At 61.9% G+C, this 26,500-nt stretch carries 19 protein-coding genes and 1 tRNA gene; 10 read left to right on the forward strand and 10 right to left on the reverse strand.

Annotated elements, in window-relative coordinates; genetic code table 11:
* Nucleotides 1-97 precede the first annotated feature (97 nt).
* From B2J89_RS05920 to B2J89_RS05930, 3 genes are all read left to right on the forward strand, one after another.
* A complete protein-coding gene (locus tag B2J89_RS05920) occupies nucleotides 98-523 on the forward strand; it encodes a hypothetical protein (RefSeq protein WP_169168295.1) in 426 nt (141 codons plus the stop codon).
* Nucleotides 524-1,222: 699 nt separating this feature from the next.
* Nucleotides 1,223-1,693 (forward strand): hypothetical protein, encoded by a 471-nt coding sequence (locus B2J89_RS05925; protein WP_169168296.1) that lies wholly within the window; start codon nucleotides 1,223-1,225, stop codon nucleotides 1,691-1,693.
* Nucleotides 1,690-2,604 carry a hypothetical protein gene (locus B2J89_RS05930; RefSeq protein WP_169168297.1) on the forward strand — a complete coding sequence of 305 codons (915 nt, stop codon included), beginning with the start codon at nucleotides 1,690-1,692 and terminating at the stop codon, nucleotides 2,602-2,604. Before B2J89_RS05925 ends, B2J89_RS05930 begins: the two co-directional genes overlap by 4 nt.
* 523 nt (nucleotides 2,605-3,127) lie before the next feature.
* Here B2J89_RS05930 and B2J89_RS05935 read toward each other — a convergent pair.
* The 10 genes from B2J89_RS05935 to B2J89_RS05980 form a co-directional block, all read right to left on the reverse strand.
* Nucleotides 3,128-4,855 carry a DEAD/DEAH box helicase gene (locus tag B2J89_RS05935; RefSeq protein ID WP_169168298.1) on the reverse strand — a complete coding sequence of 576 codons (1,728 nt, stop codon included), beginning with the start codon at nucleotides 4,853-4,855 and terminating at the stop codon, nucleotides 3,128-3,130.
* Entirely contained in the window at nucleotides 4,852-5,049 is a 198-nt protein-coding gene (locus tag B2J89_RS05940; protein ID WP_169168299.1) for a hypothetical protein, read from the reverse strand. Before B2J89_RS05940 ends, B2J89_RS05935 begins: the two co-directional genes overlap by 4 nt.
* Nucleotides 5,050-5,237: 188 nt before the next feature.
* Nucleotides 5,238-5,870 carry a recombinase family protein gene (locus B2J89_RS05945; protein WP_169168300.1) on the reverse strand — a complete coding sequence of 211 codons (633 nt, stop codon included), beginning with the start codon at nucleotides 5,868-5,870 and terminating at the stop codon, nucleotides 5,238-5,240.
* A gap of 829 nt (nucleotides 5,871-6,699) precedes the next feature.
* Nucleotides 6,700-10,377: an Eco57I restriction-modification methylase domain-containing protein gene (locus B2J89_RS05950; protein ID WP_169168301.1), complete on the reverse strand. Its 3,678-nt coding sequence runs from the start codon at nucleotides 10,375-10,377 to the stop codon at nucleotides 6,700-6,702.
* Between the two features lie 498 nt (nucleotides 10,378-10,875).
* The gene (locus B2J89_RS05955; protein ID WP_169168302.1) at nucleotides 10,876-12,228 is read right to left on the reverse strand and encodes a tyrosine-type recombinase/integrase; all 1,353 of its coding nucleotides are present in this window, start codon (nucleotides 12,226-12,228) and stop codon (nucleotides 10,876-10,878) included.
* A gap of 114 nt (nucleotides 12,229-12,342) precedes the next feature.
* Nucleotides 12,343-12,418 (reverse strand) — tRNA-Thr (locus B2J89_RS05960).
* 11 nt (nucleotides 12,419-12,429) lie between these two features.
* Nucleotides 12,430-13,437 carry a class 1 fructose-bisphosphatase gene (locus tag B2J89_RS05965; protein ID WP_169168303.1) on the reverse strand — a complete coding sequence of 336 codons (1,008 nt, stop codon included), beginning with the start codon at nucleotides 13,435-13,437 and terminating at the stop codon, nucleotides 12,430-12,432.
* Between the two features lie 18 nt (nucleotides 13,438-13,455).
* The gene (pepN, locus tag B2J89_RS05970; protein WP_169168321.1) at nucleotides 13,456-16,170 is read right to left on the reverse strand and encodes an aminopeptidase N; all 2,715 of its coding nucleotides are present in this window, start codon (nucleotides 16,168-16,170) and stop codon (nucleotides 13,456-13,458) included.
* 17 nt (nucleotides 16,171-16,187) lie between these two features.
* A protein-coding gene (gene prfB, locus B2J89_RS05975) for a peptide chain release factor 2 (protein ID WP_169168304.1) occupies nucleotides 16,188-17,292 on the reverse strand; the annotation gives its coding sequence in 2 pieces (ribosomal slippage) (nucleotides 16,188-17,210 and nucleotides 17,212-17,292; 1,104 coding nt in all).
* A gap of 193 nt (nucleotides 17,293-17,485) precedes the next feature.
* Nucleotides 17,486-18,403 carry an alpha/beta fold hydrolase gene (locus tag B2J89_RS05980; RefSeq protein WP_169168305.1) on the reverse strand — a complete coding sequence of 306 codons (918 nt, stop codon included), beginning with the start codon at nucleotides 18,401-18,403 and terminating at the stop codon, nucleotides 17,486-17,488.
* 193 nt (nucleotides 18,404-18,596) lie between these two features.
* On the opposite strand from B2J89_RS05980, the gene B2J89_RS05985 reads away from it, so the two are divergent.
* From B2J89_RS05985 to plsY, 7 genes are all read left to right on the forward strand, one after another.
* A complete protein-coding gene (locus B2J89_RS05985) occupies nucleotides 18,597-19,943 on the forward strand; it encodes an ABC transporter substrate-binding protein (protein ID WP_169168306.1) in 1,347 nt (448 codons plus the stop codon).
* A 94-nt stretch (nucleotides 19,944-20,037) separates the two neighbouring features.
* Complete coding sequence (locus tag B2J89_RS05990; protein ID WP_206042551.1) at nucleotides 20,038-21,783, forward strand: iron ABC transporter permease; 1,746 nt, start codon at nucleotides 20,038-20,040, stop codon at nucleotides 21,781-21,783.
* 28 nt (nucleotides 21,784-21,811) lie between these two features.
* The gene (locus B2J89_RS05995) at nucleotides 21,812-22,897 is read left to right on the forward strand and encodes an ABC transporter ATP-binding protein (protein WP_173025246.1); all 1,086 of its coding nucleotides are present in this window, start codon (nucleotides 21,812-21,814) and stop codon (nucleotides 22,895-22,897) included.
* Nucleotides 22,898-22,926: 29 nt separating this feature from the next.
* Nucleotides 22,927-23,811, forward strand: a complete 885-nt coding sequence (locus B2J89_RS06000; protein ID WP_169168308.1) for a LysR family transcriptional regulator — start codon at nucleotides 22,927-22,929, stop codon at nucleotides 23,809-23,811.
* A gap of 226 nt (nucleotides 23,812-24,037) precedes the next feature.
* Complete coding sequence (locus B2J89_RS06005) at nucleotides 24,038-25,099, forward strand: aldo/keto reductase (protein ID WP_169168309.1); 1,062 nt, start codon at nucleotides 24,038-24,040, stop codon at nucleotides 25,097-25,099.
* Between the two features lie 71 nt (nucleotides 25,100-25,170).
* The gene (locus B2J89_RS06010) at nucleotides 25,171-25,674 is read left to right on the forward strand and encodes an aminoacyl-tRNA deacylase (RefSeq protein WP_169168310.1); all 504 of its coding nucleotides are present in this window, start codon (nucleotides 25,171-25,173) and stop codon (nucleotides 25,672-25,674) included.
* A gap of 81 nt (nucleotides 25,675-25,755) precedes the next feature.
* Nucleotides 25,756-26,430 (forward strand): glycerol-3-phosphate 1-O-acyltransferase PlsY, encoded by a 675-nt coding sequence (gene plsY / locus B2J89_RS06015; RefSeq protein ID WP_169168311.1) that lies wholly within the window; start codon nucleotides 25,756-25,758, stop codon nucleotides 26,428-26,430.
* Nucleotides 26,431-26,500: the final 70 nt, after the last annotated feature.

Raw genomic sequence — 26,500 nt, forward strand, 5'->3', positions numbered from 1 at the left:
GCCTCTTCTGTTTGCCCCAGGAAGACCATGAACTGGCCGACCTCATCAAGCTCGGCTTATATTCGGGCGCGCGCATCGAGAGCTGTGTGCGCTCAAGGTGGCCGGCTGCACCGACAATGCGTTCTCCATTACCGACAGCAAAACGGCTGCAGGGATTTGGCAGGTACCTGGCCATTCGGAGCTGGTCGAGGTCGTGAAGCGGCTGAAGGTGTTCAGCGCAGCGCACAGCAAGGACGGCTACCTCCTATCCGGCTTGACCTTCAACAAGTACGGGGACCGCTCCAATGCCAGCGGCAAGCGTTTTGGGACACTCAAGCAGACGCTTGGGTTCTCCGACAGGAAGGTTTTCCACTCAATCAGGAAGACGGTGGTGACCCAGCTTGAAAGCGCTGGCGTCTCGGAGAACCTTACGGCGGACATCGTGGGCCACGAGAAGCCGCGCATCACTTACGGGCTGTACTCGGGAGGGCATTCGCTGGCACCCATGAAGGAGGCTATCGAGAAAATACGGTACCCGCAGTGATTGTGAGCAGGCATCCCAAGCGGATGCATGTATCTCTGTGTTGGGCTAACTCCGGTCAACTGGGTCAGGCGACCACGGAAAGCGATGGCAGTCGCGGACAAGCTCTGTCGGCCGGTGAGTTTGCCTGGCCGACCGCATCATCCTGTAGGCTGGCGTTAACACCAGATGTCTGTAGCCTCCCCCGGGTCACCGGGCTTCTTGAATTCCGACTGAACTCCGCGACCGAACGTTCGACCTTGGGGCCTGTTTTGGACGGCCAGAGCATGTGGCGTCGCATACCCGTGATCGTTGGGATATTCTCCGCAGTTCAGGGGAGGCAAAAAAATGACAATACCAACAACGAGCGCACCAACAACGCCGCCGACAACGGTCCCGATTCTCGATTCGAGCGCCTGGTGCGAATTCCGTGGAGTACCAGCCAGCGGCGGATTAAACCCGACCACACATCTGGCGAAGATCGCAGACCCATCCGGTCGACTGCGCGACTGCTTCGTCAAGCTGCTTCCATCCGGACCAGCCCTGTTATGCGAGGCACTAGGCTGGACGCTGGCGCGCGCCAGTGGCGTTCCCTGCCCTCACTTCGGCGCCATCCTAATAGTTCCCCTTACCGAACTACGCAAAAGCGTTACCCTGCCTCCAGCATTGGATGGAGCTACATTCTGTCCAGCGTGGTGCAGCGAAGTTGTCGGGGGAAAGTCCTTGAAGCAGGTCCACAAATGGGCGTTCTTCATAGCCAAAAAGAACCTGTTCAGGAGCCAAGACGCTCGCAAAATTGCGGCGTTCGATAAGTGGACAGACCTGCGGGATCGCAACTTCGGCAACGTAATCAGGTCACCGAAGGGCGGCTATGTAGCGATCGACCACGAGACACTGCTGCACGACTTGCTATGGGTGCCATTCGGCACAACTTGGGCAGAGCGCTGCCTTACGTCCGAGGCGGGAAAGACATTAACCGGCGTCGATTACAAGCGATTCCAAGTCGACATGGCCAATGCGGCGAACGGTCACGCAGCGGCCTTGGCCGCAGTACAACGCGACCTCGATGCTCTCGTTGCAAAGATCGTTACCCCTCCAGCCGCCGCGGCTCAACTAAGCCAAACGATCTCGACCTCACTTTCCCACCGCTCCCAGCCCGGCTGGATGACCAGCCTATTGAAGGTGATCGCATGATCAACACAGCCATATCTTTCGGCGACGCTGCGCACCTAAGTCGCATCGCAGTGACCACGCCCAAACCCGCCTTCTCTGGAGCTTGGACGACATTGGAGCTTCAGCCGGACGTCTTTGTCCCACAGCGCTTTTCGATCGGCGTCATCGTACAGTCGCCGGGCGACCGACTGCATTTCAAGCTTCTCGATGATTTCAAGAAATTCGACTGCCTGTACCGCGACACGTTTCCACAGAAGTCGATCCGCGAGCTTCTAGCCTCTGCCGAGTCAACGCTCCGTCGGGCAGTGCAGGACAAGACTGCCATCCCTGAAGTGGCCTTCGATACGGACTGCCTAATGCTCGAAGTGCCGCGCTTTACGTCGGGGGCCGACCGTGAGGCGACCGTCGAACGCCTCTTCAACGAGGTCATCGTCATGGCGCCTACGCAAAAGAAGTCCGCCGATCGCTTCGAGTCGATTGACACGCCGCGAGCTCGAGAACTGGTGAACACCGAACTCAAGCGAATCGCACAGATGGATTTTGATCGCATCGCAACTCAGCAGAGCCAAGGTGTGCTGTTGGACTTCGAAGGTGGAAAACACTTCCTCGATTTGAACTTGGAGACGCCAAAGGGCTGTGGCAGCGTTACTTCCGCCGTCTACAAAACGGCTCAAAGCGTAGAGATGAACCTGCTCAAGTCGAGTCGTGACCTGACCACCTATTCCCGCATCCGAAAGCTCGAAGACATCGGACTGTTCCTGCTGCTGCCGGAGCCCACTGCAATCGAGCCCAAGGAATACAAGCACATTGAAAGCGTGATTCACGACTACGAGTGGAAGCTCGAGCGAGATGGCTTCCGCGTGGTGAGCCTCCCCTCACCTGCGGAATTGGCTCAAGAAATCTACGATTGGGCGAAGCCAGCATTGGCCTAATCGTCATAGAAGAATTTTTCGACAGCCCTTCAATTCAGCCCTGCGCCACATGGCTCTTGAGAGTACGTGTAACCGCAATGATGCCAGATCGCGGGTCTAAGCAACTGACGTCCGCGGCGCGCATCAGGCTGATGAAATGGTGACGGCCGGCAACTTCTGCGGTTCGCCTAGGACGTGGTGCCATGCAAATGTCGGCGGCCATGACCGTACTGTGGCCGATAGGATACGTATGAAGCAAATGTAGACCGACCGCAACCGCGGCATAAAAGACATAGGCAGTGGACGCTCGACCGACAGCAATGGGCTGATAGCAGCCTGATCGCCTTTGAGGTCGGTCACAAGCCCGCTCCCTAAGCGTGCGCCAGTCCAACAACGAATTCACAGAGCACCGGACATCTACACGAGACCCTCGGACGCGCCCACAACAGGGTGTTTACGTCAGTCCAGGTCAACCCTCATCTGAAGAGCCGACCTGGATGGAGTACCTGCTAGGGACCGAATCTCACACGAACAACCTATAAGCTTATTGGTACATCGTGGTAGTTTCAGCACACTGCTCATGGCCTGACAACGCTTTGAAGTGGTCCGTGAATAGCACCTGACGGAAGTTGTGACCGTCTTTGCGCCACGTGACACTCGCTGCACTCACCCGACTCGACGCCTCGGTCCAGGTGCTGGAGGAAAGCTCGGGAGCTACTTGTGTCTTCACGGACCGAGAAGGAATCGCTGTCACGTCAGACGGAAGAGCATCCAGGTAGCTGATGATGGTGTCTGTCATCTTGCGTATCACTCCTGGCTCTGCCTTGGCCTCGCGCACGGCCCTCAAGGAGGGTTGATCACCGACCTGTCCGAGCCACCTTGATCCCCGGAACAGCCGATGCAAGAGCTTGGCGTCGTCGTATCCAGCGACCAAGAAGACCTTCCTCGCCGTGGCCCGTTCGAGCGAGCGCACCGAGGTCCGTCCGATCGCTTGGTACACCGTGTGGATGCGGTGCGCCCGAAGCACTTCGTCCTTGGTCAGGCCCGTCCTTGTCTGCACCCACTCGAGCTGCTGGGGGTTGGGGTTGGTCACGGCCAGGGCCACCACGTTGTCGGAATCCATGAAGTCGTTCAGGCCATGGCTGACCACGGGTATCGCTTGTGCGTTGTCGGGAACGCTCGCTCCACCTGGGCCGTACCCAGCGCCGTTGTTGGTTTGCAGCAGGAACTGTGATCCCTTGAAGAACTCCGCCGCTGTCTGCACGAGACCGTCCACGACACGGGCGCCCTTCATGCGCTCACCGGGGGCACCTGTATGGCGGTTTGCCAGGAGGTTGTGCTTGCTGGCCCGGTCCTCTTGGTGCAGCAGGTGGCCGACCGCGATCATTGGCCCTTGCTCGACGTGGACATCCCTGAGCCTCCCCGAATCGAACCACGGGTGCGGGACGAACCTCACCCCGAAGCTGCGCGTCCACAGGTGGTACAGCACCGTGTGCTCGAACAGCGCCGACAGCAAGATCACCTCGCGGAAGTCTCCGAAGTACTCGGGGGTCAGGTAGGACGCGAACAGCAGCTCCGAGCAAGTGAGCTTCACGGCTGGGTCTGCTTCCGCAGTCTCGGCAAAGAGGTCCGAGACGATCCTCGTCGTTGGTGTCACGACCAACTCACACCGCATGGCGGGGTTGCTGACCTCTTGCGCCAGCGCACTTTGGCCCAGGTACTTCTGCCCGCATTGATCGAGATTTCCCGAGGCGATGTCCGTGACCAAGCCATCTCGACCCGTCACGGGCACTACCCGGTGGTTGTCCTGCGTGTCGATGCGGAACATCTCGCGGAAATAGTCCAGCCCCTCTTCTGGGCGTGGCCCAAGGTGGTAGGAAATGAACGTGACGGGCGCAAAAGCTTCGTCGAGGATCAAGGCCCACCGGGTCGGGTCACCGATCTGGGACACGATCCGCAGAAACGTCTTGGTCGTGAGGAACACCACCCGGCCCAGACCAGCGGGACGTGCATTGATCACCTGCAGCGCCTCCGTTGCGGCCGAGCCGCTCTCGCCATCACGCGCTTCGGAGTGGATCAGGTGAACGTTGCGGATCGCCTCCTGCGTCTCCAGCAGCGACCGCAGCTGACCCTCGGTTTGGTTGAGCAGCCGGATGGTGGGAGCGACGTAGATGAAGTCCTGGGTGCTGGTCTCTGGCCGTGCCAGGTACTCGACAGCGGCCTTTGTCTTGCCCGATCCCACGGATGCGGAGACTGCGTAAAGCGCCTTCATGGTGAGACCTGCGCAGTGCGTTGCAAGGCCGGCCCCACGATGTCACGGTGCTGGCGCAGGATGACGGCAAGCGTATGGCTGTTTGTCAGCTTGCGTCCTTCGGTCTGCTGGATGTGGCGCTGGCAGTTCTTCAGGTGGGTGAACAGGGGGACGGGGATGGTGACGGTGCGGATGACACCGATCGGATTGGGCATGGGATTTCCTTCTACAGTTGAAAAAGCCTCCGGCCGGAAAACCCAGTGGAGGCATTCGAGAACGGCCAACGTTGGTGTTGGTGTTTCTCTCCGTAGCTGTGTAGAAATCGACCATCGCCAGGAAGGCTGCTCGAGCGCCCGTAGATGCGTCCTTCTGCAGAGGCCCTGCAGATTGTTTGCGGAGGCGCTCAGAGAGCCTTCTGCGGACCTTCCCGGAGGTACGTGTACACCGTCTCCCGGCTGACCCCGTAGTCCTTGGCGAGGGCAGACTTCGATACCCCCTGTGCTGCCCGCTGTTTGAGTTCCTGCGCCTGTGCTTCTGTCAGCTTGGGCTTGGCGCCCTTGTACCGGCCCTCGGCCTTGGCAATGGCGATACCCTCCCGCTGCCTCTCCAGGATCATGGACCGCTCGAACTCGGCCACCGCTCCCATGATCGAGAGCATCAAGCGGGCCATATCGGCCTTGCCGCGCTCCATGCCTTCGGTCACTGGCTCGAAGGTCATCCCTTCCTTGGAGAACGCCACGGCCACGCCTCGGGCTGTCAACTCATCAACGATCTTGCGCAGGTCATCGAGGTTCCGTGCGAGGCGATCCATGGAATGGACGTGCAACGTGTCTCCTTCCCGTAGGTGCGACAGGCACGCCCCAAGCTGGGGACGCTGGCGGTCCTTGCCGCTGGCCTTGTCGGTGAATACCTTGTCGAGGACCACGCCTTCGAGCTGGCGCTGGGTGTTCTGATCGGTGGTGGATACTCGGACGTATCCCACGTGTTGCCCCGTGGGGTATTTCGCTGTGCGGTGGGTGGTGCTGGTGCTGTTCATGATCTGGCCATCCCTCTTTGTTGATCTGTCAGATTGAAGTCTAAGACCACATGCAATTTGTGTCAAGTTGATGGGCATGCCATTTCAACCTGACGCGAAGCAGCCGGGAAAGTGTCAACCCTGATCTGCCCAGCTGGGGTGTACCTTGCATGACACCGGGTACAAGGGGTGCCGTGGCTGTGGTAAGCCCAGAGCGAGTGCTCGGCACGAGTGCCTTGCGACCCTCGGGCTCTTACTTTGATCTTTGTGTTGTGGTGCGCTTCTCCAAACTTCGGGCGCAACGCGAATGCGCCGAGAGGGGGCACCGGGGGGAATCTGCCGCCGCCACTATCTGGGTGGCCCCTCGAAAAAATGCGGTGCAAATCTCGCCGAGTACGAGCGTGACTTGCTTATTGAGAGAATCCATGCTGGGCTGGCACCCGGGAAGGCGTGAGGGAATGACCCTGGGCGTCCAAGCAGCCTCACTTAGGCGAATGTAGGCGAGGTGCTTCAGAGTCCCCCCAGGGGCCTCAGTGGCTGCGTTGGCAAGGGTACGCAGGAAGCACCCCAGTCCATCCTGCGAATCATGGATGCCAGCGTGAGGACTCTCCCCGTGCGCGAGGTGCGTCAGAGTCGTTTGTAGCTGTTGCCAGACGTGAGCGGTAGCTTCAAAGACGGAGTCGAAAAGGGCAAATATGCCACGACCACAACCTACAGCAGTACCCCCTAGTGGGGGCAATACATGGGCCCGCACTTCGGGAACACTCCTCATATTTTTTATGCGAGTACTCAGGGATGGACCGCATACGGCCAGGGGCGGAAGTCCAACTGACTCAATTCTGGAACTGCTTCAGGCGGCCAGCAGTCGCACGGCAGACTCTTCGGATTTCGCAAACCACTTCTCCACGAGCTCAACTTCTTGTTGGCTCAGGCCATAGAGTTTATAAACTAGTGCGTCGAGTCTTTCCTCTGTAGCTTTGTCCACTAACTGGGAAGCAGCATTGGCTTCCAGCCGCCTTGCGACTGAAACAAGTTCCAAAGATGTATTTGCATTAATGGAGTGAGGCAATGGGAATGTTTCGATATCGTGAATAAGAATCTTAGGGAACGCTCCCTTAGACGCTTTAGGCGAAGAATTAAAGTGGAAAAAAGTTGCAAGCTTTGAATTCAGGATTGCAGCCACGCATTCCAACGATATAGGACTTGTTGAGTTGTCCTTTACGATAAGGATGGCAGGGTCGTTGTAAAACTCTGCACTTGTGATCGCCGCAAAAATACGCGGATTACTGATCTCACGAACAAGTAGTCGACGGCCTACGAAGAACTTCGGATTTCGAGGGTTCGCAATGCCAGCTCCATACTTGATGAATTCCTGGCGATTCCACGACACGTGAAACCGTGTCACGTCGCTACCCCAGAGCCACTGCTTCCATTCTGGACTGTGCTTAATTGTCGAATGAAACACCCGATTCTTGATCGTGTGCTCATCCTGACCTTGGTAGCGATCGTAGGCAATGAGGCCTTGACTGATTTCTGGAAAATAGGTTCTGAGCGGCGACATGTCCGACCGTATTTTAATAATAAGGTCTATGGTTTCCTTTGGTAGTCGGAACAGCAAGCCCCAATTTAAATTGTTTGAAGCAGCTTGCTCTTGTGAAATACTCTCCCGCTCACAGAGCACCAATTCCGGGAAGGATGTCGCATCAGCTGTTGGACGATAAGTTAACGTTGTACCGGCCTGTCGTCTACCAGTAAGGATCACATTCCGGACTGTTGCCTCTGCAAAAATGCTGAAGTTTGTGCAGTCTAAAATCTCGTCCAGTGCCCAATAATTAAATAGCTCCAAGCGATATGCAGCCGCACCCAGATTAAAAAGAATCGTATTGGGCACGATGAATGACAGAATTCCGCCATTAGCAAGCAACTGCTGCGCCCGATTTATGAACCAATAGTAAATCTCAAAATCCGGCACCTTGCCCAAGCGAGCTACTAAGTGCTTCCGTTCTTCGCCTTGTATGGAAACGCCATATGGCGGGTTGCCAATGATTAAATCAAATCCATGAAAAGCTCCCTGGGAATTCAACGCTTCTGGGAATTCGAATCTCCATTCAAACGCATTGCGGAACATTCGGCTGTTTCGAATCGCCTCAATCTCCGCACCTAAACGCTCTACCTCGGTTGTTAACCGACTCACCGTATGTTCGCGTCGTTTCTTGGCTGCCAGGGTCAGTCCGAAGAGCGTCTTTTGCCGGGCTAACGTCTCAAGCTCTTCCGAAGCATTTCGGTGCCTAACAACTTTGGAGTCATTGCTGTGAATTTCTTGCTGGTAGCTTGATTTAATTTCCGAAATGAGTCTTTCCATCTCGAACTTTTCGTCCTTGCTGGTAGCAGTTCTGTATTTGACAACAGCGGCCTGATAGTCCGCCGTACTTCGCTTGCTTTTCTTGAGGGCGTTCCTCAGATCCGCATTCAGCGGGTACCGCGCAATTAGCGAGTTTCCAGCTTTGATATTGATGTCGATATTTGGAAGCGTTTCGAGCTCGTCATCCGACTTGTAGTAGGCGGATTTTAGTAGCTCGATCCACAAACGTAATCGGCAGATTTTTGCAGAATTCGGATTAATATCGACCCCGAATAGGCAATTCTCTATGAGCCGAGCTTTTTCATGGAAAATCGCCTCTTGTACGCGCTGGCTTTCCGCACTATGACGTTTGTACTCAAATAAATCGCCATCCTCATCGAGAATCACAAGTTCATCGTTCGATACTTCAATACGATATTCCTTCAGTCGTGCGCCAGTGACATCGGTCAAAATCCGCAACTCCGATTTAACCGCTATGAGTTCATTGAGGACGGATACCAGAAAGTGCCCTGAGCCTACGGCTGGGTCACAAATCCGAAGTTCGTTAATTATGTTATTGGCTTCCTGCCGATCCTCGATCTTGTCATAAAGCTCCCGGAAGTTTGCACATGTCCAACCTTTCAACTTATTGAATCGATTGAGGACAGCCGTTCGGACTGCCCCATGCGCCATGTACATAGTCACGAAGCCCGGCGTGAAGAACGCACCATGCTGATAGTTGTTTATTTTCTCAAAAATCAGCCCTAAGACTGATGCACTAATCAGAGATTTTTCGTCTTCCTGAATAGCTTCCGCCCCCGTGCTTGCAAAGTCGTAAGCATCAAGAAAGAGAAGCAAATATGTCAGCGCGTCCAACTTTCCAACCCTGCGTTTCCCAGATTCGCTTTTGAGTACAGTGGTTGATAATATCTGTATATCCCGACTCTCAGAAAGATTGCTGATAAGAAGTGTCTCGTGCTCCAGGGCTGTAGGCTCAAATAGCGAACTATTTAAATACGGGATCTGACCAAACTGTAGCTTGGCCTCATCATCCCGCTTGTCCCAATGTCTAGCTAGCACCCGAAAAAAAAGGGCATTTAGGTCATCGTAAGATCTCACCCGCTGAGAATGGAGAAAAGCGTGATCCTTGTTTCCGCCATTGAAAGCAACCAACTGTGCTTCAAGAAGTTTTAGAAAAATGATGCGATTAATCCACGTAATGCAAAGCTCAAGCCCAACATTTAACAGCTGCTCCTCTTTATCGGAGCCGTAAGATTCCAGATTATTTATTCTATTTAGTTTATCGAGCGCATCCACTTGCGTGATGGCGTTTTCTATTAGTGCCCCAGCATTGCGTTTGCCTGGCAACTTCCTGCGAATTATTTTCCTCCCCTTATCCTTTACCTCTTCCAAACCAATAAGATGGAGCAATTCACTGTAGAATCCTTTATCAAGGCTATTGCTATCGTTTTGAAATGGAAGTTTTAATAAGTGTTCGGGAGAAAAAACTTTTAGTAGTTCTATTAGCTTGCGGTCATTTCCGGCATCAGAATCCCGAGCATAAGCCTCATAGTCGCGGAGGTCAACATACGTAAAAACAATCTCAAACGCAACCTTTTGAATTGCGGGAGAAGCTATCTGTTTATAGAAAAATTCCGTCGTTGTTCCTGATAGTCGCCCCTGTTCAAAATCGTTGAACTTTCTTGTTAGTTCCTTATCTTGTGCAAAAAGCCTTTCAAAAACTTGGGCATCAAAAATAAACCATTCGCACGCATTTGTTATAGCGAGATTTCTAATTTCCAGATTTTTTAATACAACTCGTTCGCGCAAATAGTAGAGAAGCAGTTCCTGCAAGGCCTTTGTGTTTAGTTGACAGCGTTGCGGCATTTCGGACTTGTTGGTCGGCTTTTTCGTTTCAATGATGACCCCAGCGGCTGACGTGGATTGCCGACCGTTGTGAATAACGAGATCGGTCCGAGCTTTGGTGTTTATGGAGTGCTTGCCGTCGTAACCGATCTTGCGCAGAAAATCGGAAATCAGATTCTTGTGATGCTCTTCCGACTCGTGGACATTAACGTTGTCGAGCAACCGTATTAGCTGATTCTTAAAAACTTCCACATAAGAACGTGGGGGTTTTGTCTTCAAAAACGCCTTATTCAATGCCTGTTTGACCGATATTTCCGTCATGGGTGTGTTCTCTTGTATCCTATGTAGCCATGTTAAGCGAGGAACTCGCTGATGCAGCCGCCACTCTCCACAAGTATGCGAACTGCATGCACGAATGATCACGGCGCGGTGGAGCCGAGACTGGCGGACTTGCTTAGAGCTACGGAAAACTCTGTCGTAGGAGACGGCTCGACCTCCCAGGAGGTTTGAGTGGGCCGCACACGCAACTCCGAGCTAGACGCAAGCGTTGCTCGCGAAGCCTAGAGCCTCTTGCCAACGGCTTTGCCCTGCAACTCCCTACAACCGGTGATTCGGTCACCGGCTGCAATCCGAACGAATGACCGGAGTTGTGAGCACAGGCCGGGACGTAAAGGGCCGCAAGCGCTGCTGTGGCGCGGACAGCGGCATGGGCGCACTGAATTGCGGCTCAGGCTTGAAACCGGAGCAATAGCTCTACGGGAAATTTGAGGGCTTGGTCAGGCCACTGTCTTGCCATCGCGCCCTTTCCGGGCCAACGTACTATTGAGCCAGAACCACTTTTTCAAGCCACTCAGCCTTGACTTTGAGGCCATATCCAGTCCCGTAGGTGTCCCCTACGTCCTGGGCTGCATGTCCGTCTATCGCGTATCGAATGTCCTTCGGGCATTGGATGGCCTTCAGCCTATCGGCCATCGTGTGGCGAAGGTCATGGGCGGTGTGCTCAAGAGGCAACCGGCGTATCCATGAGGCAATGGTGCCAGATGCGTTCGTCGCCTTGCACTCAGTATCTGTCGTGTACCTGGGGAAAGCGAACACCTGATCATGGGTCGCTGTTTCCTTCACCCGCTTCGCCGCCCAGAACGAAGCCCCCACCAGTGGCACCACTCGGGCGCTCGCAGCGTTCTTCAGAGAGCGCCAGGCGTGGGGCTGAATGATGATGTGGGGGACATCCCGATCAAGCACGATGTCACTGAGAGTGAGGCCGACCACTTCAGCCAGACGTGCCCCCGTGTCAGCCAGCATAGCAAGTATCCAGCGAAGGTCATCATCCTTGGCCTGACACGCTGAAATCAAGACCTTCAGTTCGTCGGTCGTGAATGGCACTCGGGCCTTCTTGTCCAGGCCCTCACCGGGGATGGCGAGACCTTCAAAGGGATTGGGTAGCTGTGGATCACACTCGCGACGATATGAACTCCAGACGGCCCGAAACGAGTTGATGCGGCGGCGAATGGTGGCGGTGTTCAGCGAGTCTTCCAGGCCCTTGGCAATGAACTTGCGGGCATCAGCTCGGGTGAAATTCGTGATGGCCTTATCGCCCGTGACAGCCACCAGCGATGCAAAAGCTCGACGGGCATAAGTCGTGAACTTCAGGTCGTCCCGTTTACGGTTGGTGTCGAGGTGAACGTCCAGCGCGTAAGTGATGGTGGCACTGGCTTCGGGTTTGCCGTGGAGGCGCTGCAGAGCTTCAATCTCTACCGGCGTGAGGAACTCACGGGCGGACGCTTCACGGTATACGCGCTCCTCGTCCTCCCCAAGCACCCTCGCTGCTGTCTGGGCATAGGCTGCACGCTTATCGTCCACGTAGTCGTCCAGCAGTGAGATTGCCTCAGGCACGTTTTCAGCGGGGTGGGGAGCGAGACCCCATGAACGAAGAGCCTCATCAGCGTGGGCTTTGAGGGACTCAGGGGACGACTCAGGCGCAGCGCGGAGACCTTCCCACTCTGCTTCAATACTTCGGTTCAAGTTCTCGACCAGCCGGGCAACCTTGATGGGGTTGGTGGTCTTCAGGTCACGCTTGATGGTGGCACCGGGATAGCGGGGACGTAAGTCCGTCGGCACTGCCCGTTGATAGATCGTGGTCTTGCCACGAGGGTACGTGTACTTGATCGTCACTTGCAGGGGGCCAAGGGAGAGGCGCATTGTGTAGAACTACCACAGGTTCTACCACAGGAAACCCTTGGAAATCGCCGCAAACCCACTGTTCATGCGGGTTGCGGGACTTTTAGATGGTGCCGGAGAGATGAATCGAACACCCGACCTTCTCATTACGAATGAGCTGCTCTACCGACTGAGCTACACCGGCGAAGTCTCAAATTATAGCGTCGAATGATAGTCCGTCACGCGCTCGACCTCATTTTTTGAACCCAAAATGACGCTGACGCGTTCGTGCAGCTGGGTGGGCTCGATGTCGAGGATGCGCTGCTTGCCATTGGTCGCGGCGCCGCCGGCCTGCTCGACGATCCAGCCCATGGGGTTGGCTTCGTACATCAGGCGCAGCTTGCCGGGCTTGTTCGGTTCGCGCTTGTCCCAGGGGTACATGAAGATGCCGCCGCGCGTGAGGATGCGGTGCACGTCGGCCACCATGCTGGCGATCCAGCGCATGTTGAAGTCCTTGCCGCGCGGGCCTTCGACGCCTTGCAGGCATTCGTCGACATAGCGCTTGATGGGAGCGTCCCAGTGGCGCATGTTGCTCATGTTGATGGCGAATTCCTTCGTGTCTTCGGGAATGCGCACGTTCTCTTGCGTGAGCACGAACGAGCCCTGTTCGCGGTCGAGCGTGAACATGGCCACGCCGTCGCCCACCGTGAGCACCAGCGTGGTCTGCGGGCCATACACGCAGTAGCCGGCAGCGACCTGCTGGTGGCCGGCCTGCAGGAAGTCGCCGGCCTCGACGCCGCGGTCGCCTTCGGGCTTTTTGAGCACGCTGAAGATGGTGCCGATGCTGACGTTGACGTCGATGTTGCTCGAGCCATCGAGGGGGTCGAACAGCAGCAGGTATTCGCCCTGCGGATAGCGGTTGGGCACGACATAGATGCCGTCCATTTCTTCCGACGCCATGGCGGCGAGGTGGCCGCCCCATTCGTTGGCCTCGATCAGCACCTCGTTGGCGATGATGTCGAGCTTCTTCTGGATTTCGCCCTGGATGTTTTCGCTCTCTGCGGTGCCGAGCACGCCGCCCAGCGCGCCCTTGTTGACGGCCTGGCTGATGCCCTTGCAGGCGCGCGCGACCACTTCGAGCAGCAGGCGCAGCTGGGCCGGGATGAGACCGTCGATGCGCTGCTGTTCGACGAGGTAGCGGGTGAGGGAGATTCTTTGTGCCATGGGTTCTTTCGGTTCAATTCATGGGGCCAGCGCGCGCGTGACGACTTCGCGCACGTCGTTGCTGAGGCCTTCGCGTGCCGCCACGCGGGCGATGGCCTCGTGCGCGGCGGTGCGCCACGGCTCTGCCAGCTTTTGCCAGCGGTCGAGGGCGCGCGCCAGCCGGGCTGCCACCTGCGGGTTGATGGCGTCGAGCTCGCAGACGCGCTCGCACCAGAACACATAGCCAGCCGCATCGGCGCGGTGGAAGGCGCCGGGGTTGCCGCTGCAGTAGCTGAAGATCACGCTGCGCGCGCGGTTCGGGTTCTTGAGCGAGAAGTCCGGGTGCTGCAGCAGCTGCTTGACCAGGGGCAGCACGTTGCCGCCGCGGTCGGGGCTGCCAGCCTGCAGCGCAAACCATTTGTCGAGCACCAGCGGCTCGTCCTTGAACAGCGCATGAAAGCGCGCGAGCGCCGGCGCGGCCAGCGCGTGGCCGCTGCCGACGAGGGCGCTGAGGGCGTTGATGCGGTCGGTCATGTTGCCCGCGTCCTTGAAGCGCTGCAGCGCCTTGCCGGGCCAGACGGCATCGCCGCTGTGCTGGGCGGCCAGGCACAGCATGGACAGGGCCATGCCGGTGAGTGCGCGCCGGCCCGCAGACACGGCATCGGGCCGGTAGGCGCCGTTGCTGTGGTGCTGCTCGTAGGCCCATTGCCAGTCGCTGTGCAGCGCCAGCGCCAGCTGTGCGCGCATGGCTTCGCGCACGGCGTGCACGCGCTGCGGATCGACCACGTCGAGCTGCTCGGCGAGGTAGGTTTCCGACGGCAGCGTCAGCACCAGCTCCTTATAGGCGGCGTCCAGGGCCGGGTCGCGCAGCACGCTGCGCAGTGCCTGCAGCACCGACTCGGTCAGGAATTTTTGGTCAAAAATGCCTGCAGCGATGATGGGGTCTGCGCTGGCAGCTATGGCATTGATAGCGCAGCGCAGCACCAGGCGCTGGCCGGCCTCCCAGCGGTTGAAGGCGTCGGCGTCGTGTGCCAGCAGCGCCAGCAGATCGGCATCGCTGTAGTCCACGTCGAGGACCACCGGCGCGCTGAAGTGGCGCAGCAGCGAGGGCACCGGGGCGCTGTCGATGTGGGTGAAGACCAGCGTCTGGCTCGGTTCGGACAGCACGACGGTGCGCGAGGTGGCGCCCGCAGCGTCTTCGCCGGCCAGTTGCAGGGGCAGGGTGCTGCCGTCCTGCGCCAGCAGGCCGAGTTCGACCGGGATGACAAACGGCTCCTTCACCGGCTGGCCCGGCGTGGGCGCGCAGCTTTGCGCCAGTGTGAGCGTGTAGGTGCGTGCCGCGGCGTCGTACCGGCCCGTGGCGCGCACGCGCGGCGTGCCGGCCTGGCTGTACCAGCGCTTGAACTGCGGCAGCAGGCGCGCCAGGTCGCTCGCCGGGTTGGCGTCGGCAATCGCGGCCGCGAAATCGTCGCAGGTCACGGCCTGGCCGTCGTGGCGCTCGAAGTACAGCTTCATGCCGCGCGCAAAGCCTTCGCGCCCGACAAGCGTGTGCATCATGCGCACCACTTCCGCACCCTTCTCGTAGATCGTGACGGTGTAGAAGTTGTTGATTTCGACGTAGCTGTCGGGGCGCACCGGGTGCGCCATGGGGCCGGCGTCCTCGGGGAACTGGGCGGTGCGCAGCACGCGCACGTCTTCGATGCGCTTGACGGCGCGGGCCGACGGGCTGCCGGCCATGTCCATGCTGAACTCCTGATCGCGGAAGACCGTCAGGCCCTCCTTCAGGCTCAGCTGGAACCAGTCGCGGCAGGTGATGCGGTTGCCGGTCCAGTTGTGGAAGTACTCGTGCCCGACCACGCTCTCAATGTTGGCGAAGTCGGTGTCGGTCGCGGTGGATTCACTCGCCAGCACGTACTTCGTGTTGAAGATGTTCAGGCCCTTGTTTTCCATCGCGCCCATGTTGAAGTCGCTGGTGGCGACGATCATGAAGCGCTCCAGATCAAGCGACAGGCCAAAGCGCGCCTCGTCCCAGGCGACGCTGGCCATCAGCGAGTTCATCGCGTGTTCGGTCTTGCCCAGGTCGCCGGGGCGCACGTAGACCTCTAGAAGATGCTCGTTTCCGGCACGCGAGGTGATGCGCTGCTGGCGCGCCACCAGCGTGCCCGCGACCAGCGCGAACAGGTAGCTGGGCTTCTTGTGCGGGTCGACCCACTTGGCAAAGTGGCGCCCGCCTTCCAGGTCGCCGTGCTCGACCAGGTTGCCGTTGGACAGCAGCACCGGGTACTGCGCCTTGTCGGCGCGCAGCACCACGCTGTAGCTGGCCATGACGTCGGGACGGTCGAGGAAGTAGGTGATGCGGCGAAACCCTTCGGCCTCGCACTGCGTGAAGAACGTACCCTGGCTGACGTACAGGCCCGACAGCTGCGTGTTCTTGTCCGGGCAGCAGGTGGTGAAGATCTCCAGGTCGAACGGCGCGTCGCCCTCGGGCAGGTTCTCGAGCACCAGCTGGCCTGCGTCCATCTTGAACGAGGTGCCCGCGCCGTTGACCAGCACGCGCGAGAGATTGAGGTCTTCCCCGTCCAGGCGCAACGCTTGCGCGGGCACCTCCGGGTTGCGGCGCAGGCGCATCTTGTTGAGCACCCGCGTTTTGGCAGGATCGAGGTCGAACGCCAGGTCCACGGTGTCGATCCACCAGGCCGGTGCCTGGTAGTCGCTCCGCAGGATCGCGGTGGCTGGCGCCTGTCCGTCACGCATTGGCAACATGGTTCTCCTTATACGCCTTGCTTGAGCGAGGCTTCGATGAAGGCGTCGAGATCGCCGTCCAGCACTTTCTGCGTGGCGGAGATTTCGACGTTCGTGCGCAGGTCTTTGATGCGGCTGTTGTCGAGCACGTACGAGCGGATCTGGTGGCCCCAGCCGACGTCGGTCTTGGTGTCCTCGAGCTTTTGGGCCTCTTCCTGGCGTTTGCGCATCTCGAAGTCGTAGAGCTTGGAGCGCAGGCGCTGCCAGGCGATGTCGCGGTTGCCATGCTGGCTGCGGCCGTCCTGGCACTGCACCACGATGCCGGTGGGGATGTGCGTGAGGCGCACCGCGGAGTCGGTCTTGTTGATGTGCTGGCCGCCCGCGCCCGAGGCGCGGTAGGTGTCGGTGCGCACGTCCGACGGGTTGATGTCGATCTGGATCGAGTCGTCGATCTCGGGGTAGACGAACACGCTGGCAAAGCTCGTGTGGCGACCGCCCGAGCTGTCGAACGGGCTCTTGCGCACCAGGCGGTGCACGCCGGTTTCGGTGCGCAGCAGGCCATAGGCGTACTCGCCCTCGATGTGGATCGTCGCGCCCTTGATGCCGGCGACGTCGCCCGGGGTTTCATCGTCGACGCTGGTCTTGAAGCCCTTGCGCTCGGCGTAGCGCAGGTACTGGCGCAGCAGCATGCCGGCCCAGTCGCAGGCTTCGGTGCCGCCGGCACCGGCCTGGATGTCGAGGAAGCAGCTGAGCGGGTCGGCCTCGTGGCGGAACATGCGGCGGAACTCGAGTTCTTCGATCTCGGGCTGCAGCTTGGCGGCTTCCGCGGCGATGGCCATCAGGTCGGCGTCGTTGCCTTCCTCCACGCTCATCTCGTAGAGTTCGGTGTTGTCGGCCAGCTCGCGCGTCAGGCGCTCGAGCGTGAGCACCACGTTATCGAGCGACTTCTTTTCCTTGCCCAGGTCCTGGGCCTTCTTCGGGTCGTTCCAGACGGCCGGGTCTTCGAGCGAGGCGTTTACCGTGCGCAGGCGTTCAAATTTGGCATCGTAGTCAAAGATACCCCCGTAACTCTTGCGTGCGCTCGGACAGGTCGATGAGGGTGTTGCCGATCTGGTTGATGTGTTCTGCGTCCATGGTGCTGTCCTGTGTGTTCGGTGAAATAGACCGCGATTTTCTCATGGACCCGACGTGGTGGCCGCCAAGCCCCTGATCTGCGCCAAAGCGCCGCCCGCAGGCCGGCTGCCGGCGGGCGCGCGCAGCGCACATATTAAAAATAATAGCTATGAGCGCCGGTGCACAAAGAGCTGGAGGCAGATTTGGCTGAAGGTCAGCGCAGAAAGTCCTCGATCAGCGCGGCCACGGCCTGCGGCTGGTCGTGGTGCAGCATGTGGCCGGCGTCCTGCACCACGGCGCAGCGGCAGTCGGGCACGGACTCCAGGCGCTCGTGGTACTCGGCCAGCGTGTACCTGTGTTTCCACCACTGGCCCAGGCTGTCGTCGCTGGCCTCGATGGCCAGCGTGGGCGCGGTGATGGCGCGGTAGAGGGCCAGCGCCTCGTCCACGCGGTAGAGCTGCGCGCTGGTGACCTTGTGCGCCGGGTCGCCGAGGATGTCCCAGAGCCCCTGCGCGTTGGGCCGCGCCCAGTGCTGCGCCAGCCACGCGGCCTTGTCGGCGCGCAGGCGCGGGTTGGTTTTCATGAGGCGCTGCGCCACGCCGGTGGCGCTGTCGTAGCCCTTGAGCGCCAGTTCGCCGCGCTGCAGGCTCTTGAGCTCGTCCATCCACTGCGCGTAGCGCTGCGGCGCCTTCGACGGCTGCGTGGCCGGCATGCCAAAGCCCTCGAGGTTGACCAGCCGGCGCACGCGCTCGGGGCGCACGCCGGCGTACATCATGGCGACGTTGCCGCCCATGCTGTGGCCCACCAGGTCGATGGCCTGGCTGGGCGCGCAATGGTCCAGCAGCTGGTCCAGGTCGGCCAGGTAGTCGGCAAAGACATAGTGGTCGGTGCCCGCCGGCGGCTCGGTCAGGCCGAAACCACGCCAGTCGGGCGCGATGATCTCCCGCCCTGCGGCAAACGCCGGCGAGAGCGCATCGACCACGAACTGGTACGACGCGCCCACGTCCATCCAGCCGTGCACCAGCACCAGCGGCGCCGCGCCCGTCTGGGGCGTGCCCCAGCGCCGGACGTGGTAGCGCAGCGAGCGGATCGGAACAAATTCGGAGCGGGAAGGGCGTGTGGCTTGGTACATGGCACGGATTATTTCGGCTTGCGGCGCGCCCCGTCAGTCAAGGCAGGGACAAGGCGCAGCGCGCGGCGCCCTGCGTCAGGGATAACCCGCGCGCTCCTGTCGCTGATGCGCTCCATCACGAACAATGATTGGTCTTTGCCGCGCAGCCGCCCTAGAGTCGGCCGCATCTGCCATACAACACCAGGAGACAGCCATGCAACAACGCAGAAGAAGCCGGGTATTCCTCGGGGCCGTGGTCGCCGGTCTGTGGGGCGCGTTCGGCGTGCTGCCAGGCGCCCAGGCCGGCACCGTGACGGTGCTGACCTCGTTCCCCAAGGAGCTCACGACCGCGTACCAGAAGGCCTTCGAAGCGCAGAACCCCGGCGTCAAGCTCGAGATCCTGAACAAGAACACCACGGCGGCGATCGCCTACGTGCGCGAACTCGCCGAGGGCCAGCGGCCCGACGTGATGTGGGCTTCGGCGCCCGACGCCTTCGAGGTGCTCGCGCGCAACAAGCTGCTGGCCCCCGCGCCCGAGACCGTGAACAAGAGTGCGCCGGCCAAGATCGGCAACTACCCGCTCAACGACCCGCACGGCCTGTACTACGGCCAGGCGCTGGCCGGCTACGGGATCATGTGGAACACCCGCTACCTGCAGGCCCACAAGCTCGCCGCCCCCAAGGAGTGGAGCGACCTGACGCGCCCCGAATACTTCGGCCACATCGCGATCTCGTCGCCCTCGCGCTCGGGCACCACGCAGCTCACCGTCGAGACCATCCTGCAGGGCGAGGGCTGGGACAAGGGCTGGTCGCAGCTGCTGGCCATGATGGGCAATGCCGCCGCCGTGACCGACCGCAGCTTTGCCGTGCCCGACGGCGTGAACAACGGCCAGTACGGCATCGGCATCGTGATCGACTTCTTCGGCCTGGCGGGCAAGTACTCGGGCTACCCGGTCGACTTCGCCTACCCCAGCATGACGGCCGTGGTTCCGGCCAACATCGGCCTGATCGCCGGCGGCAAGAACCCCGACGAGGCCAAGAAGTTCATGGCCTTCAGCATGTCGGCGGCGGGCCAGCAGCTGCTGTTCGACCCGAAGATCAGCCGCCTGCCGATCCTGCCGTACAACCTGCTCAAGGCGCCTGCGGGCTACCCCGTGCCGCAGGACGTGGCCAAGCGCGCCAAGGTGCAGTTCGACGCCAACCTGTCCGAAGCGCGCTACCAGGTCGTCACCAGCCTGTTCGACCAGATGGTGACCTTCCGCCTGAAGGAGCTGCAGGCCGCGACCAAGGCCATCCAGGACGCGGAGAAAGCCCTCAAGGCCAAGCCCAATGCCCAGGGCAGCGCCCTGGTGCGCCAGGCGCGCGATGTGGCCTATGCGCCGCTGGTCGGCGCGGACAACGTCAAGAACGAGGAGTTCCTGGAGCTGTTCCGCAAGAACCGGCGCGACGTGGCGGTCTCCAAGCAGCTCACTGGGCTCGAGCAGCTCTGGGCCACCAAGGCGCGCGACAACTACGAGCGCGCCACCAAGCTCGCCAGCGACGCGCGCGCGCTGGCCAAGTAAGTCCGCCGGCCACTGGCCTCGCCCTGCGCTGCCGTGGCCGACCGCTGTGGCGTGGCTCGGCGCGGCCGAGTGCGCCTTGATGAAAGCCTGACCCATGACTGCTGTTCTTTCGGAGCCCCGCCTGCCGGGGCGCCCCACCGCGGCGCCGCGCCCGTGGCGCCTGGCCGCCAGTGCCGGGCCGTGGCTGGCCTTCGCGCTGATCCTGGCGTTTCTGCTGCTGTTCCTGGTCGTGCCGGTGGGCCTGGTGGTCTACACCGCGTTCATCAACGAGACCGGCGGCCTCACGCTCGGGCACTTCGGCAATTTCTTCGCGCAAGACGTGTTCCGCGAGTCGTTCTTCAACAGCCTGTGCGTGTCGCTGGCCAGCGTGTTCTTTGCCAGCCTGATCGCGGTGCCGCTGGCCTACCTCACGGTGCGCTTCGAGTTCCGCGGCGCGCTGCTGATCCAGACGCTGGGCGTGCTGCCGCTGATCATGCCGCCGTTCGTCGGCGCGGTGGCGCTGCAGCTGATCTTCGGCCGCAACGGCTCGGTGAACCTGCTCTTGAACGACGCCTTCGGCTTCACGGTGCCGATCATGGACGGGCTCGTCGGCGTGACTTTTGTCGAGAGCATCCACTACTTCCCGTTCATCCTGCTGAACCTGGTCGCGGCGATGCGCAACATCGACGGCGCGATGGAGGAGTCGGCGCTGAACCTGGGCGCGCGCGGCTGGCGGCTGTTCCGGCGCGTGATCTTTCCGCTCGCGATGCCCGGGTATCTCGCAGGCGCGGCGCTGGTCTTTGTCAAGGTGTTCGACGACTTGGGCACGCCGCTGGTGATGGGCGTGACCAACATGCTCGCGCCGCAGGCCTACCTGCGCATCACGTCCGTGGGCATCGACGACCCGCTGGGCTACGTCATCAGCGTGATCATGATCGTGTTCTCGATCCTGGCGCTGTGGATGGCCGCGCGCGTGATGAAGGGCAAGGACTACGCGACGCTGCAAAAGGGCGGCAGCGCGCTGCAAAAGCGCCGCCTCTCGGGCTGGGAGTCGCTGCTGGCCTATGGCTGGATCGGCTTCGTGCTGCTCATCACGCTGGCGCCGCACATCGGCATCCTGCTGATGTCTTTTTCCAAGGTCTGGAGCTTCTCGGTGCTGCCCGACGCCTACACGCTCGAGCACTACGCCACGGTGTTCACCGACGCGGGCGGAATGATCGGCAACACGCTTTTGTACTGCCTGACCTCGGCGGGCCTGGACGTCGTCATCGGCACCGCGATCGCCTACCTGATCCTGCGCACCACGCTGCCGGCGCGCCAGTGGCTCGACTACCTGGCGTCGGCCGCGCTGGCCATTCCGGGCCTGGTGCTGGCGATTGGCTACCTGCGCATGTTCAAGGGCGTGAACCTGCCGTTCACCGACACGCCGGTCGTCACCACGGCGGTGCTGATCATGCTGGCCTATGCGGTGCGGCGCCTGCCGTACGCGCTGCGCTCGTGCATGGCGGCGCTGCAGCAGGTGCATGTCTCGCTCGAAGAGGCCGCGCAGAGCCTGGGCGCCACGCGCGCCAGCACCATCCGGCGCGTGATGGTGCCGCTGATGGCGGGCGGCATCCTGGCCGGCTTCGTCACGAGTTTCATCACGGCCGCCGTCGAACTGTCGGCCACCATCCTGCTGGCCTCGGCGCAGAGCCAGGCGCCGATGAGCTATGGCATCTACCTCTACATGCAAAGCATCTCGGGCCGCGGGCCGGGCGCCGCGCTCGGCGTGCTGGCCGTGGTCGTGGTCGGCCTGGGCACGTATTTTTCGCACCGCTTCGTCGAGCGCTCGCGCGCCACGGTGCAGGCCGCGCAGGCCTGACCAAGGACACAAAGGTCTTCCCATGCAACTGAACCAAGTCTCCCTCGAAGCCCGCCACATCAGCCTGAGCTATGGCACGACCGAAGTGCTGCGCGACGTCACTTTGACAATCGAGCCGGGCGAATTCTTCGCGCTGCTCGGGCCCTCGGGCTCGGGCAAGTCGACGCTGCTGCGGCTGATTGCCGGCTTCAACCAGCACCAGCGCGGCGAGCTGCTGGTCGATGGCCAGGACATCACCGGCACGCCGCCGCACGCGCGCAACATCGGCATGGTGTTCCAGAACTACGCGCTGTGGCCGCACATGACCGTCTGGGACAACGTCGCCTTCGGCCTGGTCGAGCGGCGCGAGAGCCGCGATGCGATCCGCCGCAAGGTCGGCGCCGTGCTCGAGCTCGTCGGCCTGTCGCAGTACGCCAAGCGCCGCCCTGGCCAGCTCTCGGGCGGCCAGCAGCAGCGCGTGGCGCTGGCGCGCACCGTGGTCATCGAGCCCAAGCTGCTGCTGCTCGACGAGCCGCTGTCCAACCTCGACAAGCAGCTGCGCGTGCAGATGCGCGAGGAGCTCAAGAACCTGCAGCGCAAGCTGGGCCTGACGACCATCTTCGTCACGCACGACCAGGAAGAGGCCATGACCACGGCCGACCGCATGGCCGTGCTCGACAAGGGCATCCTGCAGCAGATCGGCTCGGCGGCCGGGCTCTACGACTTTCCGCACAACCGCTTCGTGGCCGGCTTCGTCGGCACCGCCAACGTGCTCGAAGGCCGCGTCACGGCCGTGAGCGGCGAGACCGTGAGCTTCGACGTGCAGGGCCTGGGCACGCTGCGCCTGCCGCGCCCGCAGGAAGCGCCCGCCGTCGGTGCGGCGGCGCTGGCGTTTCGCCCGCACCAGGTCCACATCTGCGTGCGCGACGAGCAGGTCGATGCCTCGCGCCTGTGGCTCGACGGCCAGGTCGAGAGCGCCGAATTCCTGGGCGAGTTCTCGCGCTACCGCGTGCGCGTGGGCGAGCTGGCGCTGATCACCGACCAGCCGCACTACGCGGGCCTGGCGATGTTTCCGCCGGGCGCGCAGGTGCAGCTGGGCATCGAGCCGACGCAGGTGCGCTTTCTGGGCAGCTGAGCCGCCCGTCCGCGTTACGCTGCGCCCCCATGGAGATCTACCAGCTACGTGCCTTCGTCACCGCCGCCCAGCTCGGCCACATCACGCGCACGGCCGAGGCGCTGCACCTGACGCAGCCGGCCATCAGCGCGCAGATCAAGGCGCTGGAGGAAGAGCTCGGGGTGGCGCTGTTCGACCGGCGCCCCGGGCGCATCAGCCTCACGCGCGCGGGCGAGGCGCTGCTGCCCGAGGCCGAGCAGGTGCTCACGGCCGCCGGCCACCTGCTGGGCAAGGCGCGCGACCTGCAGGGCGAGGTGACCGGCACGCTGACGCTGGGCACCGTGGCCGACCCCGATTCGCTGCGCCTGGGCTCGCTGCTGGGCACGCTGGTGCGCAGCCTGCCGCTGCTGGACATCCGGACGCGCAACGCCCCGGCCGAGGCGCTGCGCGAGCAGGTGGCGGCCGGCGCGCTGCAGGGCGCGTTCTACATCGGCCCGCACATTCCGCGCGAGGTGGCGGGCCTGGCGCTGCAGACGCTGCAGTACCGCATCGCCGGGCCGTTCAGCTTTCGCCAGAAGCTGCTGCATGCGGGCTGGCGCGACATTGCCGCCATGCCCTGGATCGGCGCGCCCGTGCAGCACCATGTGCAAACTCTGCTCAAGGACCTGTTTGCGCGCCAGGGCTTTACGCCGCGCCAGGTGATCGAGTCGGACGAGGTGTCGCTGCCGCAAAGCCTGGTGCGCGCCGGTGTCGGCCTGTCGCTGCTGCGCGAGGACGTGGCGCTGCCGGCCAGCGAGCGCGGCGAGATCGTGATCTGGCCGCATGCCCGCGTGGGTGCGCTGCTGAGCTTCATCTACCCGCGCGCCGCCGAGCACGACCCGGCCACCGTGGCCACGCTGTCGGCGCTGCGCACGGTGTGGGGCCTGGCGCCCTGAGGCGCCGCGGGCGCCGCGCTGTGCTACGGAAACATGAGCAGTCAGCGCTGGAATTTGTTGGGTTTCGGGGCGATTTGGTGTATGAAGTGTAGAAGGGGTCTGCGCCTGCAGCTCTCCTTTCGATAGCAATCAATCCACCCCGCCGGTCTGCCAAGCGGCGCGGGCGCCGGCAGGAATGCGCCTGCGCCCGTAAACTGGCCCGCTTCAAAACGGAGGCAACCTCAGCATGCACACCACCCGGCTCGGACAGAGCGACCTGCACGTCACCCCCATCTGCCTGGGCACCATGACTTTTGGTGAACAGGTGAGCGAAGCCGATGCCCACGCCATCCTGGCGCGCGCGCTCGAACGCGGCGTGAACTTCATCGACACGGCCGAGATGTACGCCGTGCCCGCCCGTGCCGAGACCTATGGCGCGACCGAGACCATCATCGGCAACTGGTTTGCCAAGAACCCTGGCGCACGCCAGAAGCTGGTGGTCGCGAGTAAGGTGGCCGGGCCGTCGCGCGGCATGCCGTGGATCCGCGAAGGCAGCGGCATGACAGCGGCCGACATCGTCGCCTCGTGCGACGCCAGCCTGCGCCGGCTGCAGACCGAGGTGATCGACCTCTACCAGATCCACTGGCCCGAGCGCCATGTGCCGGCCTTCGGCGCCAAGTACTACGACCCTGCCAAGGAGACTTCGCAAACGCCGATCCACGACCAGCTCGACGCGCTGGCGGGGCTGGTCAAGGCGGGCAAGGTCCGCGCCATCGGCCTGTCGAACGAGACGCCCTACGGCGTGCACGAGTTCGTGCGCCTGGCCGAGCAGCATGGCCTGCCGCGCGTCGCCTCGGTGCAAAACCCGTACTGCCTGCTCAACCGCAGTTACGAGAACGCGCTCGACGAGACCTGCCACCGCCTGGGCGTGTCGCTGCTCGCCTATTCGCCGCTGGCCTTCGGCCTGCTCACGGGCAAGTTCGACGCCAGCGGCACCACCGGCCCGGATGCGCCGAAGGGTGCACGCATGGCGCGCTACGAATCGGTGCGCAAGCAGCGCTGGGGCCGGCCCGAGGCGCTGGCGGCCGCGCGCCGCTACAACGCGCTGGCACGCGAACACGGCCTCACGCCGACGCAGATGGCCCTGGCGTTCTGCTACACCAAGTGGCAGGTGGCCAGCACCATCATCGGCGTGACCTCGCTGGCACAGCTCGACGAAGACCTCGACGCCTGGGGCACTACGCTGGCGCCTGACCTGCTGGCGGCCATCGACGCGCTCCGCGCGGAGATGCATGACCCGGCGATCTGAGCCGCCCACAGCGGTCCCATCGGCCTCCAGCGCAGGCCCCGCCTGCGCTGGCAGCTATCCTTTTTAAGAACATGGCAAAAAAAGACCCCAAGGCCGGGCATGTGAGCGAGACGCCCGCGACGCAACTGCTCAAGGCGCACCGGGTGGATTTCACCGGCCACCCGTATGAATACCTGGAGCACGGCGGCGCGCTGCACAGCGCCGAGGTGCTGGGCCTGGACCCGTTCTGCGTCGTCAAGACCCTGGTCATGCAGGACCAGGACGCCAAGCCGCTGCTGATGCTGATGCACGGCAACCGCAAGGTGTCGACCAAGAACCTGGCGCGCCAGATCGGCGCCAAGAGCGTCGAGCCCTGCACGCCCGAGGTGGCGAACCGCCACAGCGGGTACCTGGTGGGCGGCACCTCGCCGTTTGGCACGCGCCGCGCCATGCCGGTGTACATCGAAGAGAGCATCCTGGCGCTGCCGCGCATCGCCATCAACGGCGGGCGGCGCGGCTATCTGGTGCAGATCGACCCGCAGGTCTGCGTGCAGCTGCTGGGCGCCAAGCCCGTGGCCTGTGCCCTGGCCGACTAGCGCAGGCCGGGCCGGCTGGCAGAATGGCGCCGCGCTGCAGCGGCAGCCGCTGCCCGAATCAAAAAACAAGGAGAGTCACCCGTGCCCATCGTTTATTCCGCCCTGGCGGTCATTGCCGCCTATTTGCTCGGCTCGCTGTCGTTTGCCGTGATCGTGAGCCGGGCCATGGGCCTGAGCGACCCGCGCACCTTCGGCAGCAAGAACCCCGGCGCCACCAACGTGCTGCGATCGGGCAGCAAGGCGGCCGCCGTGGTGACCTTGCTGCTCGACGCGGCCAAGGGCTGGCTGCCGGTGGTGCTGGTGCGCTGGTTCGGCGCGCCGTACGGGCTCGAAGAGGGCACGCAGGCCTTGGTCGGGCTCGCGGCCTTCCTCGGCCACCTGTGGCCGGTGTTCTTCCGCTTCCAGGGCGGCAAGGGCGTGGCCACGGCGCTGGGCGTGCTGCTGGGCTTCAGCGGCTGGCTGGGGCTGGCCACGCTGGCCACCTGGGTGATTGTGGCGTTCTTCTTGCGCTATTCGTCGCTGGCCTCGCTCGCATCAGCGGTGTTTGCGCCGATGTTCTACCTGCTCGGCGGCGGCGTGGTCTGGGACGCCGAGCGCAGCATCGCCGCGGCCATCGTCGCCATGTCGGCCCTGCTGGCCTGGCGCCACAGAGAAAATATCGGACGGCTGATCCAAGGCACGGAATCGCGCCTGGGGCAGGGCAAAGCCAAAAGCGGGGACGCTGCAGATCCCAAGAAGCCCCGTGGCCGCCACTGAGGCCGGGGCGCCCATAAAAAAGCCTGCCGGGCATTGTGTCCGGCAGGCTTTTTGAGAAGAAGTTGACGAG

Source organism: Acidovorax sp. SRB_24, from assembly GCF_012931925.1.

Excerpts from the sequence above, each read along its gene's own strand:
- B2J89_RS05930 (WP_169168297.1), top strand. The coding sequence starts at position 1,690 with ATGATCAACACAGCCATATCTTTCGGCGACGCTGCGCACCTAAGTCGC.
- B2J89_RS05935 (WP_169168298.1), bottom strand. The coding sequence starts at position 4,855 with ATGAAGGCGCTTTACGCAGTCTCCGCATCCGTGGGATCGGGCAAGACA.
- B2J89_RS05940 (WP_169168299.1), bottom strand. The coding sequence starts at position 5,049 with ATGCCCAATCCGATCGGTGTCATCCGCACCGTCACCATCCCCGTCCCC.
- B2J89_RS05945 (WP_169168300.1), bottom strand. The coding sequence starts at position 5,870 with ATGAACAGCACCAGCACCACCCACCGCACAGCGAAATACCCCACGGGG.
- B2J89_RS05950 (WP_169168301.1), bottom strand. The coding sequence starts at position 10,377 with ATGACGGAAATATCGGTCAAACAGGCATTGAATAAGGCGTTTTTGAAG.
- B2J89_RS05965 (WP_169168303.1), bottom strand. The coding sequence starts at position 13,437 with ATGGCACAAAGAATCTCCCTCACCCGCTACCTCGTCGAACAGCAGCGC.
- pepN (WP_169168321.1), bottom strand. The coding sequence starts at position 16,170 with ATGCGTGACGGACAGGCGCCAGCCACCGCGATCCTGCGGAGCGACTAC.
- B2J89_RS05980 (WP_169168305.1), bottom strand. The coding sequence starts at position 18,403 with ATGTACCAAGCCACACGCCCTTCCCGCTCCGAATTTGTTCCGATCCGC.
- B2J89_RS05985 (WP_169168306.1), top strand. The coding sequence starts at position 18,597 with ATGCAACAACGCAGAAGAAGCCGGGTATTCCTCGGGGCCGTGGTCGCC.
- B2J89_RS05990 (WP_206042551.1), top strand. The coding sequence starts at position 20,038 with ATGACTGCTGTTCTTTCGGAGCCCCGCCTGCCGGGGCGCCCCACCGCG.
- B2J89_RS06000 (WP_169168308.1), top strand. The coding sequence starts at position 22,927 with ATGGAGATCTACCAGCTACGTGCCTTCGTCACCGCCGCCCAGCTCGGC.
- B2J89_RS06005 (WP_169168309.1), top strand. The coding sequence starts at position 24,038 with ATGCACACCACCCGGCTCGGACAGAGCGACCTGCACGTCACCCCCATC.
- B2J89_RS06010 (WP_169168310.1), top strand. The coding sequence starts at position 25,171 with ATGGCAAAAAAAGACCCCAAGGCCGGGCATGTGAGCGAGACGCCCGCG.